Annotated in this window: 16 protein-coding genes, 1 tRNA gene and 1 riboswitch; of the genes, 11 read left to right on the top strand and 6 right to left on the bottom strand. The window is 37.0% G+C overall.

Annotation, left to right across the window (positions count from 1 at the left end):
• Positions 1-6 precede the first annotated feature (6 nt).
• A complete protein-coding gene (locus tag FN031_RS02835) occupies positions 7-354 on the bottom strand; it encodes a thioredoxin domain-containing protein (RefSeq protein WP_142557425.1) in 348 nt (115 codons plus the stop codon).
• A gap of 105 nt (positions 355-459) precedes the next feature.
• On the bottom strand, positions 460-2,178 hold the full coding sequence (locus FN031_RS02830; RefSeq protein ID WP_142557423.1) for a phospho-sugar mutase: 1,719 nt from the start codon (positions 2,176-2,178) through the stop codon (positions 460-462).
• A 152-nt stretch (positions 2,179-2,330) separates the two neighbouring features.
• Here FN031_RS02830 and FN031_RS02825 point away from each other — a divergent pair, with 152 nt between their 5' ends.
• Complete coding sequence (locus tag FN031_RS02825) at positions 2,331-4,232, top strand: ABC-F family ATP-binding cassette domain-containing protein (RefSeq protein WP_142557421.1); 1,902 nt, start codon at positions 2,331-2,333, stop codon at positions 4,230-4,232.
• A 64-nt stretch (positions 4,233-4,296) separates the two neighbouring features.
• Here the strand turns inward: FN031_RS02825 and FN031_RS02820 are convergent.
• The 3 genes from FN031_RS02820 to FN031_RS02810 all read right to left on the bottom strand — a co-directional run bounded on the left by FN031_RS02820 (position 4,297) and on the right by FN031_RS02810 (position 5,363).
• Positions 4,297-4,368: transfer RNA gene (locus FN031_RS02820), tRNA-Arg, on the bottom strand.
• A 109-nt stretch (positions 4,369-4,477) separates the two neighbouring features.
• On the bottom strand, positions 4,478-4,858 hold the full coding sequence (mscL, locus tag FN031_RS02815) for a large conductance mechanosensitive channel protein MscL (RefSeq protein WP_142557419.1): 381 nt from the start codon (positions 4,856-4,858) through the stop codon (positions 4,478-4,480).
• A 70-nt stretch (positions 4,859-4,928) separates the two neighbouring features.
• The gene (locus FN031_RS02810) at positions 4,929-5,363 is read right to left on the bottom strand and encodes a GtrA family protein (protein ID WP_142557417.1); all 435 of its coding nucleotides are present in this window, start codon (positions 5,361-5,363) and stop codon (positions 4,929-4,931) included.
• A gap of 28 nt (positions 5,364-5,391) precedes the next feature.
• A riboswitch (PreQ1 riboswitch) is annotated at positions 5,392-5,490 on the top strand.
• On the opposite strand from FN031_RS02810, the gene FN031_RS02805 reads away from it, so the two are divergent.
• From FN031_RS02805 to FN031_RS02760, 10 genes are all read left to right on the top strand, one after another.
• Entirely contained in the window at positions 5,488-5,997 is a 510-nt protein-coding gene (locus FN031_RS02805; RefSeq protein ID WP_142557415.1) for a QueT transporter family protein, read from the top strand. Its footprint overlaps the riboswitch before it by 3 nt.
• Positions 5,998-6,115: 118 nt before the next feature.
• Positions 6,116-6,532 (top strand): hypothetical protein, encoded by a 417-nt coding sequence (locus FN031_RS09115; RefSeq protein WP_142557413.1) that lies wholly within the window; start codon positions 6,116-6,118, stop codon positions 6,530-6,532.
• A 101-nt stretch (positions 6,533-6,633) separates the two neighbouring features.
• Complete coding sequence (locus tag FN031_RS02795; protein WP_142557411.1) at positions 6,634-7,431, top strand: formate/nitrite transporter family protein; 798 nt, start codon at positions 6,634-6,636, stop codon at positions 7,429-7,431.
• Positions 7,432-7,511: 80 nt separating this feature from the next.
• A complete protein-coding gene (locus FN031_RS02790; protein ID WP_142557409.1) occupies positions 7,512-8,786 on the top strand; it encodes a DUF2130 domain-containing protein in 1,275 nt (424 codons plus the stop codon).
• A 9-nt stretch (positions 8,787-8,795) separates the two neighbouring features.
• Positions 8,796-9,239 carry a GNAT family N-acetyltransferase gene (locus tag FN031_RS02785; protein WP_142557407.1) on the top strand — a complete coding sequence of 148 codons (444 nt, stop codon included), beginning with the start codon at positions 8,796-8,798 and terminating at the stop codon, positions 9,237-9,239.
• Positions 9,240-9,269: 30 nt separating this feature from the next.
• Positions 9,270-10,073 (top strand): alpha/beta fold hydrolase, encoded by an 804-nt coding sequence (locus FN031_RS02780; RefSeq protein WP_142557405.1) that lies wholly within the window; start codon positions 9,270-9,272, stop codon positions 10,071-10,073.
• A gap of 3 nt (positions 10,074-10,076) precedes the next feature.
• Positions 10,077-10,955 carry a tRNA pseudouridine(55) synthase TruB gene (gene truB / locus FN031_RS02775; RefSeq protein ID WP_142557403.1) on the top strand — a complete coding sequence of 293 codons (879 nt, stop codon included), beginning with the start codon at positions 10,077-10,079 and terminating at the stop codon, positions 10,953-10,955.
• A 106-nt stretch (positions 10,956-11,061) separates the two neighbouring features.
• Positions 11,062-11,553, top strand: coding sequence for a MarR family transcriptional regulator (locus FN031_RS02770; RefSeq protein ID WP_075568071.1), 492 nt, complete (start codon positions 11,062-11,064; stop codon positions 11,551-11,553).
• Positions 11,554-11,628: 75 nt separating this feature from the next.
• The gene (locus FN031_RS02765) at positions 11,629-12,219 is read left to right on the top strand and encodes a 3'-5' exonuclease (RefSeq protein WP_142557401.1); all 591 of its coding nucleotides are present in this window, start codon (positions 11,629-11,631) and stop codon (positions 12,217-12,219) included.
• Positions 12,220-12,227: 8 nt separating this feature from the next.
• Positions 12,228-13,991 (top strand): glycerophosphoryl diester phosphodiesterase membrane domain-containing protein, encoded by a 1,764-nt coding sequence (locus FN031_RS02760; RefSeq protein ID WP_142557399.1) that lies wholly within the window; start codon positions 12,228-12,230, stop codon positions 13,989-13,991.
• Positions 13,992-14,037: 46 nt separating this feature from the next.
• Here FN031_RS02760 and FN031_RS02755 read toward each other — a convergent pair whose 3' ends face one another.
• Complete coding sequence (locus FN031_RS02755) at positions 14,038-14,337, bottom strand: YbaB/EbfC family nucleoid-associated protein (RefSeq protein ID WP_142557396.1); 300 nt, start codon at positions 14,335-14,337, stop codon at positions 14,038-14,040.
• Positions 14,338-14,448: the final 111 nt, after the last annotated feature.

Below are 14,448 nucleotides of genomic sequence, written 5' to 3'. Positions count from 1 at the left end.
TGGTTTTTATAACCCAGCAAATTCTTTGATTTCTTGAGATGACATAGAAGAATCACAACGGACCTTAATCTCACCATTTTCAACATGAACAAAACCTGGTACAGTTGGGATTTCGTAACGTGATCGAAAGTCTTGCAATGCATCTAGTTGACTTGGTTCTTCACTGTTGATGAAGTAGATGTGAGCTTTGGTTTCAGCTAACACACCAGCCAAAGTGCCAGCAAATTTACGGCAGTAAGGGCAAGTTTTGCGTCCAATAAAGAAGGTTGCTGTTTCTTTTTTGTCGATGGCTTCTTGTGCACGCGCAACAGTGGTTACTTCAAGATCTTTAATATCTGCTAAAAATTGTTCCATGAGATTACCTCGCTTTCTTATAAATCTAGTATGCCATAAAGGACGAAAAATTGCTGTATTTTGATACGAAAAAAGATGAGATTGTTTTATCTCATCTTTAATTGTTTATTTTACAAAGGCATTGATTTCAGCTTCGATATTAGCAATCTTAGCTTGTGAATCTTCGTTGCTTTCTCCAACAACGGCAATGTAGAACTTGATTTTTGGTTCAGTACCGGAAGGACGAACGGCAATCCATGAACCATCAGCAAGTGTGTATTTCAAGACATCACTTGGAGGAGTCGTCAAGGCTGTTACAGTACCATCAGCGGCAGTTGATGTTTGTGCTTTAAAGTCTTCTACGACTGTGATTTCTGTTGCGTTCCATTCTTTTGGACCATTTTCACGGAATTTCGCCATAATGGCTTTGATTTGCTCAGCACCGTCAACACCGGAAAGAGTAACAGAGATTGTCTTCTCAGCATAGTAGCCATACTCTTTGTAGATTTCTTCGATACCGTCTGCAAGTGTTAAACCACGTGAACGGTAGTAAGCTGCAAGTTCAGCAACTACAAGGACTGCTTGGATGGCATCTTTATCACGTACGAATGGCTTAATCAAGTAACCGAAGCTTTCTTCAAATCCCATCATGTAAGTGTGATTGTGTTTTTCTTCGAATTCTTGAATTTTTTCAGCAATAAATTTGAAACCAGTCAAGACGTTGAACATAGTTGCGCCGTAGCTTTCGGCAATCTTAGTTACTAAGTCAGTTGAAACGATAGATTTGCAGAGGGCTGCATTTTCAGGAAGAGTTCCAGCGTTTTTGTGTGCCTCCAAGATGTACTTGGCCATGATAGCACCGATTTGGTTACCTGAAAGGTTAAGGTAGCTACCGTCTTTTTGAAGGACTTCAACACCGACACGGTCTGCGTCAGGGTCAGTTGCAACAAGAACATCAGCGCCTACTTGGCGACCAAGATCTTCAGCTAGTGCAAAGGCTGCTTGACTTTCTGGGTTTGGCGATTTAACCGTTGAGAAGTCTGGGTCTGGAGTTGCTTGAGCTTCCACGACTTGTACAGAATCAAATCCTGCTTGAGCAAGAGCACGACGAGCCAACATTTCACCTGTACCGTGAAGTGGAGTATAGACAATCTTCATGTCTTTACCAAATTCTTCAATCAAGGCAGGGTTGATGTTGACATCTTTTACTTCTTTAAGGTATTCAGCATCAATAGCTTCACCGATGACTTCAATCAAACCAGATACTTTTTCAGCTTCAACATCAGCAACTTCAACAGCAAATGGATTTTCAATCGAACGGATGTAAGTTGTTAAAGCGTCTGCATCATGTGGAGGCATTTGGCCACCATCTTCACCGTAAACCTTGTATCCATTGAATGGAGCTGGGTTGTGGCTAGCAGTAATCATGATACCCGCAAAGCAGTTGAGGTGACGAACAGCAAATGAAAGTTCTGGAGTTGGACGGAGACTTTCAAAGACATATGATTTAATACCGTGTTTTGCAAGAACTGCTGCTGATTCAAAGGCAAATTCTGGAGAGAAGTGACGGCTATCGTAGGCGATGGCTACACCACGTTCTTTTTCATTTCCACCTTTAGATTCGATCAAACGAGCCAAACCTTCAGTTGCTTGGCGGACCACATAGATGTTAATACGGTTTGTACCCGCACCAATCAATCCGCGCATACCCGCAGTACCGAATTCAAGATTTGTGTAGAAGGCATCTTCTTTAGTTTTTTCATCCATGCTTTCCAAATCACGACGAAGGTAATCTGGTAGATAAGCAAAATCAGCCCATTTTTGGAAGTTTTCTTGATAAGTCATAGGAAATCTCCTTTAATATATAATCTAATCGCTTAAATTATACCACGATTTGAAGTTTTAGTAAAACGTTAGCATGAGTTTCTGAAAAAGTTATGAAATGTACCTAAACCACAAGTCTTGAACGGCTTATCGAAACATGCTATACTAACTGTATGATTATTTTACAAGCTAATAAAATTGAACGCTCTTTTGCAGGAGAAGTTTTATTTGAAAATATCAATCTCCAAGTAGATGAAAGAGATCGTATCGCTCTCGTTGGGAAAAATGGAGCAGGAAAGTCTACATTATTGAAAATATTGGTTGGAGAAGAAGAACCAACCAGTGGAGAGATAAATAAGAAAAAAGATATTTCTCTCTCTTATCTAGCACAGGATAGTCGATTTGAGTCAGAAAATACCATCTATGACGAAATGTTGCATGTCTTTGATGAGTTGCGTAGCATAGAAAAACAGCTTCGCCAAATAGAACTTGAGATGGGTGAAAAGACAGGTGCTGATTTAGAAAATTTGATGTCTAATTATGACCTCTTATCTGAGAATTTCCGTCAGGCTGGAGGTTTTACATACGAAGCTGATATTCGCTCTATTTTAAATGGTTTCAAGTTTGACGAGTCTATGTGGCAGATGAGAATCGCTGAGCTTTCTGGTGGGCAAAATACACGTTTAGCTCTGGCAAAAATGTTACTTGAGAAGCCTAATCTCTTGGTCTTGGACGAGCCGACTAACCACTTGGATATTGATACTATTGCTTGGTTAGAAAACTACCTGATAAACTATAGCGGTGCCCTCATTATCGTCAGTCATGACCGTTATTTCCTTGATAAAGTGACTACCATCACTTTGGACTTAACTAAGCATTCTCTAGATAGGTATGTGGGAAATTACTCCTCTTTTGTTGAGCAGAAAGAACAAAAATTAGCAACAGAAGCTAAAAATTACGAAAAGCAGCAAAAAGAAATAGTTGCCTTAGAAGACTTTGTTAATCGTAATTTAGTACGAGCTTCGACCACCAAACGTGCCCAGTCCCGTCGCAAACAACTGGAAAAGATGGAGCGTTTGGACAAGCCTGAAGCTGGTAAGAAATCGGCTAATATGACCTTCCATTCTGATAAAGTATCAGGAAATGTCGTTTTGGCGGTTGAAAATGCTGCTATAGGTTATGATGGGGAAATACTATCAGAGCCAATCAATCTCGACCTTCGTAAGATGAATGCTGTAGCAGTTGTCGGTCCCAATGGTATTGGGAAGACAACCTTTATCAAGTCTATTGTGAATCAGATTCCTTTTATCAAGGGAGAGAAGCGTTTTGGTGTCAATGTTGAGGTTGGCTACTATGACCAAACTCAAAGTAAGCTAACACCAAGTAATAGTGTTCTAGACGAACTCTGGAATGATTTTAAATTAAGACCAGAAGTTGAAATCCGTAATCGTCTAGGTTCCTTTCTTTTCTCAGGTGACGATGTTAAGAAATCTGTAGGGATGTTGTCGGGTGGAGAGAAAGCTCGCTTGTTACTGGCGAAGTTGTCTATGGAAAACAACAACTTCCTAATACTTGATGAGCCAACCAACCACTTGGACATTGATAGCAAGGAAGTTCTGGAAAATGCCCTGATTGACTTTGACGGAACTCTTCTCTTTGTCAGTCATGACCGTTACTTTATTAATCGAGTAGCCACTCATGTACTGGAATTATCTGAAAATGGTTCAACCCTTTATCTGGGAGATTATGACTATTATGTTGATAAAAAAGCAGAGTTAGCAACTTCTAAAGAAGTGGAATTAGAGACTATCAATCAAGAGAAGGAAAGTTCTTCTCTTAATGATTACCAAGTTCAGAAGGAGACACAAAAAGAGCTTCGTAAGCTAATGAAACAAATTGAAAATCTTGAGACAGAAATCGAAGAACTTGAAACTCAAGCTCAAGCTATCTCTGAGCAAATGCTGACTAGCAATGATGCCGATGAACTCATGCAATTACAAGCAGAACTTGATAAGATTAGTCAGCGTCAGGAAGAAGCTATGCTGGAGTGGGAAGAACTATCGGAGCAGGTATAGATATAAATAAAAAAGCAGTGATAATACACTGCTTTTTCAATTATTAATAATATTTTATCTATAATCCACCCTGAGGGAATCGAACCCCCATCTCAAGAACCGGAATCTTACGTGATATCCATTACACTAAGGGTGGAAACTCTCATCATTATATCAAAAAATATGGTGTAACTCAAGAGTCATCTGAAAGACGAAATTTAACAATAAAAAAAGGATTTAGATAAGATCTAAATCCTTTTAAATGTTTATTTTTTTTCAAGAAGTGCTTTGATTTCTTGAAGAACTTCCAATTCAGTTGGACCTGCTGGAGCTTCTTCAGCAGCTTCCTCTTTCTTACGAAGGTTTTGAGCTTTTTCGATTCCTTTAACAACAAAGAAAAGAACAGTACCTACAACAACAAAGTTGATAATAGCGCTCAAGAAACTTCCGTATGCAACACCATTCCATGAAAGTTCAGCGATACGATCAACTTTCGCAGCTTTCAAAGCTGGGTTCAATAGAAGTGGAGTGATGATATCGTTAACGAGTGAAGTTACGATAGCACCAAATGCAGTGGCAATGATCACACCGACAGCAAGGTCTACGACATTACCGCGGAGCAAAAATGCTTTAAGATCTTTTAACATTTTCTTTTTCCTTTCGAAATTTTTCACTTCTCATTATATCGTAAATTTATATTAATTGCAAGAAAACTGATTATTTCTTTTTAAATACAAAAAGCTTACTAAATACGTAGTTGAGAACAACCATCGTAACCTGTGCAATAAAGATTTCAACTGTATTAATTGTATTAATATCATTTCCAACAAAATAACCAATAATCTGTGGGAAGCTGGTTACAAAAATAAAAGTTAGTAGAAGATCTAATAAAAATGTTATTAGTCTTGCAGAGGTAAACTTAATCAATCGATTAAACCAATTTTTTCTTTGTTGCTTAAATACAAAAGTGTCATTTGTAAAAAAGGCAAATAGAATTCCAGCAATATTTCCCAAGGCAGTCGCAACTAACTCTTGTTGCGTTAGATAAAAGATGACGATGCGGACAAATATTGATACTACGGTAGTCGCTACTCCAAAAAATAAATAGGATAAAATCTCGTTATCAAAAAATTTTTTTATATATGTTTTCATAAGATTAGTATAGCACAAAGCTAATAAATGTGCTATACTTGTAAAGTTGACTTTTATCAACCCTTGGTGCTTAGCTTCTTTCACCAAGCATATTACACGCGGCATAGCCGCTAAAGGAGAAAACATGAAAAAACTTACCGTTCGTGATATGGCAGATATTGCCATTGTCGCCGCTATCTATGTGGTCTTAACGATCACGCCACCGCTTAATGCTATCAGTTATGGTGCCTACCAGTTCCGTATCTCTGAAATGATGAATTTCCTAGCTTTTTACAATCCTAAGTATATCATTGGTGTTACGATTGGATGTATGATTGCTAATTTCTTCAGTTTCGGACTTATTGATGTCGCTGTTGGTGGAGGCTCGACACTTGTATTTCTAAGTTTAGGAGTTTTGTTGTTTAGCAAATACAGCAAAGACTATCTTTTTAATGGATTGATTCGTAAAGATCATTTCTTCTTTTCAATTCTATTTTCAATTTCAATGGTAACAATTGCTGCTGAATTGCACATCGTAGCAGATGCACCATTCTTCTTTACATGGTTTACAACTGGTATTGGAGAATTCGCATCACTCATTGTCGGAGCAATTATTATTGGAAAAATTGGTCAACGAATTGATTTGACTAGATAAAGATATCTTATCAACCTTTCGTAAAAAGGGCTGAACTTTGTTCAGTCTTTTTCTTTGTCTATAAAATAGTTGCTCATTAAAAGTGGTATAATAAAGGAAAAAAGAAGGTATTCTATAAATGTTCGATTATTTTTGGAATGGTTTTAAAAAGATGTTGGAATCCTCTGCTTTCAACTTTAGTATTTACTTTTTAGGTTTTGTCCTTTTATTAGTTTTATGGCGTCGATTTAGTATTTCTAAGGAAAGTGGTGGAGATTTTCGGGCCCCATTTCATATCTCTAAAGGAAATTTTTATATTCATAATGCATTCGTTTTTAAAAATCGAAGGATCCCATTAAGCGAGATTAAAAGTATAGACATCAAATTTCTTCCAAGTGTTAAATTGAACGGAGCTAGATATTTTTTGTCTATCGAAGAAAAGAGCGGAAAATCTCTAGCCTTTTTCTTTGGCAAGTCCAAACAAAGTGATTTACTTGTCAAGAATCTAAAAACTCAAACACAAAAATACAATATCAGGATTCATTTTTCATATTAGCTTATTATATTTTAAAAAATAATAGAATTGGTTTTGGAAACCCTTTTCATAAAATCGATTTTATGTTATAATATTCACAAATAAAAGTTTTAGGAGTTCATATGGTCTCATCAGAATTTATTTCAAAAATTGAATTTGCTTGTAAGAAAAAGGAAAGTCTTTATAGTAAAAGTAAATTCAAATATGCAATTCGTTCAATGTTTGCGGGTGCTTTCTTAACGTTCAGTACAGCAGCTGGTGCAGTTGGAGCTGACTTGATTAATAAGATTGTTCCTGGTAGTGGACGCTTCCTTTTCCCCTTTGTTTTCGCTTGGGGATTGGCCTATATCGTGTTTCTGAATGCTGAGTTAGTAACATCAAACATGATGTTTTTGACAGCTGGTAGTTTTTTGAAAAAAATTAGCTGGAGGAAAACAGCTGAAATTCTTCTATATTGTACTTTCTTTAACTTAATCGGAGCTCTTATCGCTGGTTGGGGATTTGCTCATTCAGCGGCTTATGCTAATCTAACACATGATAGCTTTATTTCTGGAGTCGTGGAGATGAAGTTAGGGCGTTCTAATGAACTAGTATTGCTTGAAGCAATTTTGGCCAATGTCTTTGTAAACATCGCCATTCTTTCTTTCGTTTTAGTTAAAGATGGTGGAGCTAAACTTTGGTTGGTTCTTTCAGCCATTTATATGTTTGTATTCTTAACAAATGAACACATCGCCGCAAACTTTGCCTCATTTGCTATTGTTAAGTTCAGTGTTGCTGCTGATTCTATTTCAAACTTTGGTATTGGAAATATTCTTCGTCACTGGGGTGTAACCTTTATTGGTAACTTCATCGGTGGTGGTCTTCTGATTGGATTGCCTTACGCCTTCTTAAACAAGAACGAAGATACATACGTAGATTAAAAGTTGGATTGATTCCAACTTTTTCTTTTTGTTTATCCATGCTATAATGAATGTAGTAATGTTAAATACAGAGGAAAATCATGAACGAAATAAAATGTCCAAATTGTGGGGAAGTTTTTACAGTAAATGAAAGCCAGTATGCAGAACTCTTGTCGCAGGTACGAACAGCAGAGTTTGATAAGGAATTGCACGAGAGATTGGAGCAAGAGTTGACATTGGTGGAGCAAAAAGCCTTAAATGAACAACAGTCAAAACTTGCTCAAAAAGACCAAGAAATAGCCCAGCTTCAAAGTCAAATTAACAACTTTGACACCGAAAAAGAATTAGCTAAGAAAGAAGTAGAGCAAAGTGCGAGTCAAAGTTTACTAGAAAAAGAAAAAGAAGTTCAAGCACTGGAGAATCAATTAGCTACCTTGCGCTTGGAGCATGAGAACCAACTACAAAAGACTTTATCTGACCTAGAGAAAGAACGGGATCAGGTTAAAAATCAGCTCCTTTTACAAGAAAAAGAAAACGAGCTTTCTCTAACTTCAGTTAAACAAAACTATGAGGCCCAGCTTAAGGCGGCCAATGAGCAGGTCGAATTTTACAAGAATTTCAAGGCCCAACAATCAACCAAAGCTATTGGGGAAAGTCTGGAGCAGTATGCGGAGAGTGAGTTCAATAAGGTTCGCAGCTTTGCCTTCCCTAGTGCCTATTTCGAAAAGGACAACAAGGTCTCTGATCGTGGGTCTAAAGGGGACTTTATTTTCCGTGACTTTGATGAAAATGGGCTAGAATTCATTTCCATCATGTTCGAGATGAAAAATGAAGCGGATGGGACAGAGAAGAAGCACAAGAATGCCGATTTTTATAAGGAATTGGACAAGGACCGACGAGAAAAGAACTGTGAATATGCTGTTTTGGTATCTATGCTTGAAGCTGATAACGACTACTTCAACACAGGAATTGTAGATATTAGCCACGAGTATGAGAAGATGTATGTGGTCCGTCCTCAATTCTTTATCCAGTTGATTGGTCTCTTACGCAATGCTGCACTGAATTCTCTTAAATACAAGCAGGAACTAGCACTAATCCGTGAACAAAATATTGATATCACTCACTTCGAGGAAGACCTAGATGCATTCAAACTTGCCTTTGCCAAAAACTACAATTCGGCTTCTGTTAACTTTAGCAAGGCCATTGATGAAATCGACAAGGCCATCAGACGCATGGAAGAGGTCAAGAAATTCCTTACCACATCTGAAAACCAACTCCGCCTCGCAAACAACAAGTTGGATGATGTTTCAGTCAAAAAACTGACACGTAAAAATCCAACCATGAAGGCTAAGTTTGATGCCTTGAAGGGGGAATAGGAGGCTCTTATGCAGATACGAAAAGCAACCATGAAAGATGCTGAAGCCCTACTGTCTTTATACGAAGACTTGGGCTATCCAACGACCGCTTCTAAGCTGTCTGGACGTTTAGAAATGATTCTTTCTCAACCACATTATGGCTGTCTTCTAGCTGAAAGAAACGGAGAAATTTTAGGTTTCCTAGGTTATGCAAAGCTCTTCTTTTTTGAAGCAGATGGATCTTACTATCGTATTTTAGCTTTGTCAGTTGCAAAAGAAACAAGACGACAAGGAATTGCAAGTAGGCTAATCGATGAATTGAAAAAACGAGCGGTAGAAGAAGGAGTTAATGCACTGGCTCTAAATAGTGGATTAGCTGTTGAACGAAATGCTGCACATCAGTTTTATCAGGCGGTTGGATTTGAAAAAGTGACTGCTGGCTTTGCTCTGTATTTAAAAAGTCAACATGAATAAATATGATAAAATAGTAAGGAAAACGAAGTAATGTCTTCAACAAAAGGGAAAACCTTATATTTTAACAATAAGTGCATGGACTATGTAACATTTGGAAAAGGTAAGCAGCCATTAGTGATCATACCAGGATTGGGGGATGGGTTACAGACAGTTAAGGGCATGGCTCAAATGCTAGCTTTAACTTACCGAGAATTTGCTAAGGTTTATAAAGTTTATGTTTTTAGTCGCATCAATGAGTTGCCAGAAAACTATACAACACGAAATATGGCAGCAGATGTAGCAGAAGCAATGGAGGTATTGAATATTACCAGTGCCTATGTTATGGGGATTTCACAAGGTGGAATGATTGCCCAATGGCTAGCTGTAGATTTTCCAGAAAAGATTAAAAGTTTGATTTTGGCTGTTACAACTGCAAAACTAAGTGATATTGGCATGAACCGGATTAGTCGCTGGCTTGACCTGAGCCAAACAGAAAGTTATAAGGAATTAATGTTTGATATTGCTAGTCACTCTTACACAACTAAATCCTTCGGAAAATTCAAATACCTTTATCGAATAATGGGAATTTTTGGTCGCATTAAAGATAAACAACGTATTTCTATTCAGGCTGTATCTTGTTTAAAACATGATAGTCTGGCTGTTTTGGAAAAGATCAACTGTCCTACACTCATTATTGGAGCAGAAAAAGATAATGTTCTAGGCGTTGAAGCTTCGCTTGAATTGCATCAACATATCAAAGATAGCCAACTCACCATTTTACCAGAATGTGGGCATGCACTTTATGAGCAGAATAAGAATTTCCAAAATAGGGTTTTAGTATTTTTAGAAAGTTAATGAATGAACGGTATTATCAACTTAAAAAAAGAAGCAGGGATGACCTCGCATGATGCGGTTTTTAAATTGCGTAAGATTTTGGGAACCAAGAAGATTGGTCATGGTGGCACCTTAGATCCAGATGTAGTGGGTGTTTTACCAATTGCTGTTGGTAAGGCGACACGCATGGTAGAGTTTATGCAAGATGAGGGTAAGGTCTATGAGGGCGAAATTACCCTAGGTTATTCCACGACAACCGAGGATGCCAGTGGGGAAATCGTTGCAGAGTCACCTGTTTTGTCACCCTTGGATGAAAAAGTTGTTGATGAAGCAATAGCCTCTCTGACTGGACCTATCACACAGGTTCCGCCCATGTACTCCGCTGTCAAGGTCAATGGTCGCAAGCTTTATGAGTATGCGCGTGCTGGCCAGGAAGTTGAGCGTCCAGAGCGTCAGGTAACGATTTATAGTTTTGAAAGAACGAGTCCCATTTCTTATGAGGATAGACTTGCCAGATTTACCTTTCGCGTAAAATGCAGTAAAGGGACTTATATCCGTACTTTGTCTGTTGACCTTGGAGAGAAACTTGGTTATGCGGCTCATATGTCTCAGTTAACACGCACCAGTGCTGCAGGTTTGCAACTGGAGGACGCCCTAACTTTAGAAGAAATTTCAGAAAAAGTAGAGGCTGGACAACTCGATTTTCTACATCCGATTGAGATTGGGACAGGGGATTTAGTTAAGGTTTATCTTACTCCGGAACAAGCAGAAGAAGTGCGTTTTGGTCGCTTTATTGAGTTAGAACATAGCGAGAAAGAAGTCGCAGCCTTTGAAGGTGAGAAACTACTTGCTATATTAGAGAAGCGTGAAAATCTCTATAAACCAAGGAAGGTTTTCTCTTAAAATTTTATAACTTAAAAAACCATTGGAAATACAGTGTTATTTGACAGTTTAGCTTGCTTATGATAATATTTAATTTAAAGAAATGCTAGAAAAATCAGAGGATATTATGAGTATTGAGATGACTGTCAGTGAGATTGCTGAGGTCTTGGGTTTATCTCGCCAAGCAATCAATAACCGTGTCAAGGAATTACCAGAAGAAGACACAACAAAAAATGACAAAGGAGTTACTGTTGTTACTCGCAGTGGCTTGATTAAACTTGAAGAAATATACAAGAAAACGATTTTTGAAGATGAGCCAGTTAGTGATGAAGTCAAACAAAGAGAGTTGATGGAAATCCTAGTTGATGAGAAAAATTCTGAAATTATTCGTTTATATGAGCAGTTAAAAGCTAAAGATAAGCAACTCTCTGAAAAAGATGAGCAGATACGAGTGAAAGACCGTCAAATTGCTGAGAAAGATAAGCAATTGGATCAACAACAACAGCTAACGCTTCAAGCCATGAAAGATCAGGAAAATCTTCAGTTAGAGTTAGAACAAGCTAAGCAAGAAGTTCAAGCAACGAAGAAAGGCTTCTTTGCTCGCTTATTTGGAAAATAAGATAAAACTGCTTGGTTTTATATAAAAACCAGGTAGTTTCTTTTCTTTTATTAGTATAGAGTAGGAATATGTTGTATGGAAAAATTAAGAGAGTATATCTCCTTTGATTTAGAGTTTAATCAGCATGAAGGTGTAACACATTTGATACAGGTCTCGGCGGTACATTATAAAGAAGGTGAAGAAGTAGGAGTGTTTGACTCTTATGTATACACGGATGTTCCTTTGAAGAGTTTTATTAATGGTTTGACGGGAATTACAACCGAGACACTGAAAGACGCACCAAAGGTAGAAGAAGTACTCCAAAAATTTCAAGTTTTTGTTGGTGATTTACCCCTTATTGGTTATAATGCAGCAAAGAGTGACTTACCGATTTTACTAGAACATGGTTTGGACTATCGAGAACAATATTTAGTCGATCTCTATAATGAAGCACTGGAGCGACGTAGTTCTGATCTTCATGGAATTGCTAATCTTAAATTACAAACCGTTGCTAGTTTTCTGGGTTTTAAAGGCCAATCTCATAATAGTCTGGAAGATGCTCGAATGACTGCCCGTGTTTATGAAGCATTTTTGGAGTCAGATGAGAGTAGACTTTTACTAAATTCTCAGACTAGCCTCAATTCTAATCCATTTGGTGGTTTAGATTTATCTCAGCTGTTTGATTAGGAGTTCTTATGAAACCTGAAAAACCAAAAAAATTGGGTTTTAAAAAGATTTACCTAAATCTAGATAAAATCCTCTTTCTATTCTTTTTAATTTTTATGTTGGTTGACTATATCTGGATGCCACTAAACTCAGTGATAGCTGGATTTTTATTGAGTCAAACAGGATATTTGTTTATATCCTACAACAATATTTTTGAGATAATAAAAAATGCTCCCATTGTCAGTCTAGGCTTCGTAATCTTAATAGCCATCAATCTGCTGGTAGCCTATTTTCAACTCAGCCTTCTCTTTATAGGAGCGCGTCATCTCCTTTATCACGAAAAGAGAACTCTCATAGAATATAGTCGAAAAGTATTTCGTGAAAGCCTTGCTTTTATGAAGAAGATGACTATTTCAAAAGCTATGTTTATCTTTCTTTTCGTAGCCATGCTGTTTCCTTTTATCAGAAAGATATTTAAGATTTATTATTTCAATAAGATTGTGATTCCAGAGTTTATCCAAACCTATATGGAAGATAACTATTGGTTATGGTGGGTAGCTATTATTAGTCTATCACTCTTATTCTTTTATGTTTCTGTTCGATTAGTATTCACTTTACCAAAAATCTTTTATGATAAGATGACTGTGAAGGAAGCGGTTATTTATAGTTTGGATAGGACTAAGAATTTCTTTTGGTTTTATGCCTGGCATTTATTTTTAATTGTTGTAAAAACCAATCTATTCTTTTATCTTCCTCTCATCCCAATATTATTAACTCAGTACATAGTCGATAGCATTACTCAGAGAGAATCCCTGATCCTTGCTATTTTGAATTTTGTTCTGATTAAGAATTTTCACTATATGGCACTGACCTATTTCCTTGTCAAATTCACATCTTTTTTAACGGGAGAAGGACTTGATATTATGCCAAGACGCGAGAAGGACCATATCATGAGATGGGGTGTCATGGTGTGTGCATGTATCCTCTTTGCGATTGAAGGATATAATTATCTTGAAGCTCCAGTAGTCAATCCACCTCTTTTAATTTCACATCGTGGTGTATCAAATGGAAATGGTGTCCAAAATACAGTAGAATCTTTAGAAAAAACGGCGCAGTTAAAACCAGATTTAATCGAGATGGATATCCAGGAAACTAAAGATGGTCAATTTGTTATGATGCATGATGCTAATCTTAAAGGCTTAGCTGGTATTAATAAAACACCACAGGATTTGACCTTAGAAGAGTTAAAGCAGATTGACATTCATGAGAATGGTTATGAGACAAAGATTTCAAGTTTCGATGATTATCTGACTCGTGCAAATGAATTACATCAGAAACTTCTCATTGAAATTAAGACCAGCCATAAAGATAGTCCGCAGATGATGGAACATTTTCTAGAAAAATACGGTGCAAAAATTAAGGTTTATGGTCATCAAATGCAGTCCTTAGATTATAAGGTTGTTGAAAAAGTGAGAGTTTATGACATAGATATTCCTGTCTACTTTATTCTTCCCTATAATTCTGTTTTTCCTAGAACGGTTGCTACAGGCTACACAATGGAGTATTCTACTTTAGATGAATACTTTGTGACGAAACTATGGAATACTGAGCAAAAACTCTATGTATGGACAATCAATAGTTCGGAGTCATTTAATAAGTCTTTTCACCTAGGTGTTGACGGAATGATTACGGATAACTTGGAAAGAATAAAAGAAGAACTAGTAACTGCTCAGGAAGACCCTGAATATAGTGACTTATTGCTAAATAAAGCAACTGAGTTCTTTGTTTATTAACATAAATTAAAAGAGGCTGTAAACTAGCCTCTTTTTGAGAATATTATTAAAATGGCAACTTACCAGCAAATGCCCCAAGTTTCTTTTTAGTAGTTTCATCAATTTGTTCAAGAGCAGCATTGAGTGCTTGAACAGTCATATCTGAAAGTGTTTCAATATCTTCAGCATCCACAACTGCAGGATCGAAATCAATTTTTACGACTTTTTTATCACCTGTTAAGGTAGCAGTTACAAGGTTTTGAGCAGAAGTCCCAACAAATTCTGTGGCAGCCAATTCAGCTTGGCTTTGCTCCATTTGTTTTTGAAGTTTTTGAGCTTGACGCATCATGTTTTGCATATTCATCATGGCGGTATTTAGCTTCCTTTTCTTTTATTTTCCATTTTATTTTAACAATTTTAATTGGAAAAGTCTAATTAAAATTTCAGGATAGATATGTCACTAGTTTAAGATTTCTTT

Source organism: Streptococcus mitis (assembly GCF_902159415.1).
Taxonomy (GTDB): domain Bacteria; phylum Bacillota; class Bacilli; order Lactobacillales; family Streptococcaceae; genus Streptococcus; species Streptococcus mitis_BG.
This window is presented reverse-complemented; position numbering and strand designations above follow the sequence as displayed.

Excerpts from the sequence above, each read along its gene's own strand:
- truB (WP_142557403.1), top strand. The coding sequence starts at position 10,077 with ATGAACGGTATTATCAACTTAAAAAAAGAAGCAGGGATGACCTCGCAT.
- FN031_RS02795 (WP_142557411.1), top strand. The coding sequence starts at position 6,634 with ATGGTCTCATCAGAATTTATTTCAAAAATTGAATTTGCTTGTAAGAAA.
- FN031_RS02805 (WP_142557415.1), top strand. The coding sequence starts at position 5,488 with ATGAAAAAACTTACCGTTCGTGATATGGCAGATATTGCCATTGTCGCC.
- FN031_RS02780 (WP_142557405.1), top strand. The coding sequence starts at position 9,270 with ATGTCTTCAACAAAAGGGAAAACCTTATATTTTAACAATAAGTGCATG.
- FN031_RS02790 (WP_142557409.1), top strand. The coding sequence starts at position 7,512 with ATGAACGAAATAAAATGTCCAAATTGTGGGGAAGTTTTTACAGTAAAT.
- FN031_RS09115 (WP_142557413.1), top strand. The coding sequence starts at position 6,116 with ATGTTCGATTATTTTTGGAATGGTTTTAAAAAGATGTTGGAATCCTCT.
- FN031_RS02830 (WP_142557423.1), bottom strand. The coding sequence starts at position 2,178 with ATGACTTATCAAGAAAACTTCCAAAAATGGGCTGATTTTGCTTATCTA.
- FN031_RS02785 (WP_142557407.1), top strand. The coding sequence starts at position 8,796 with ATGCAGATACGAAAAGCAACCATGAAAGATGCTGAAGCCCTACTGTCT.
- FN031_RS02835 (WP_142557425.1), bottom strand. The coding sequence starts at position 354 with ATGGAACAATTTTTAGCAGATATTAAAGATCTTGAAGTAACCACTGTT.
- FN031_RS02765 (WP_142557401.1), top strand. The coding sequence starts at position 11,629 with ATGGAAAAATTAAGAGAGTATATCTCCTTTGATTTAGAGTTTAATCAG.
- mscL (WP_142557419.1), bottom strand. The coding sequence starts at position 4,858 with ATGTTAAAAGATCTTAAAGCATTTTTGCTCCGCGGTAATGTCGTAGAC.
- FN031_RS02825 (WP_142557421.1), top strand. The coding sequence starts at position 2,331 with ATGATTATTTTACAAGCTAATAAAATTGAACGCTCTTTTGCAGGAGAA.
- FN031_RS02755 (WP_142557396.1), bottom strand. The coding sequence starts at position 14,337 with ATGATGAATATGCAAAACATGATGCGTCAAGCTCAAAAACTTCAAAAA.
- FN031_RS02810 (WP_142557417.1), bottom strand. The coding sequence starts at position 5,363 with ATGAAAACATATATAAAAAAATTTTTTGATAACGAGATTTTATCCTAT.
- FN031_RS02760 (WP_142557399.1), top strand. The coding sequence starts at position 12,228 with ATGAAACCTGAAAAACCAAAAAAATTGGGTTTTAAAAAGATTTACCTA.
- FN031_RS02770 (WP_075568071.1), top strand. The coding sequence starts at position 11,062 with ATGAGTATTGAGATGACTGTCAGTGAGATTGCTGAGGTCTTGGGTTTA.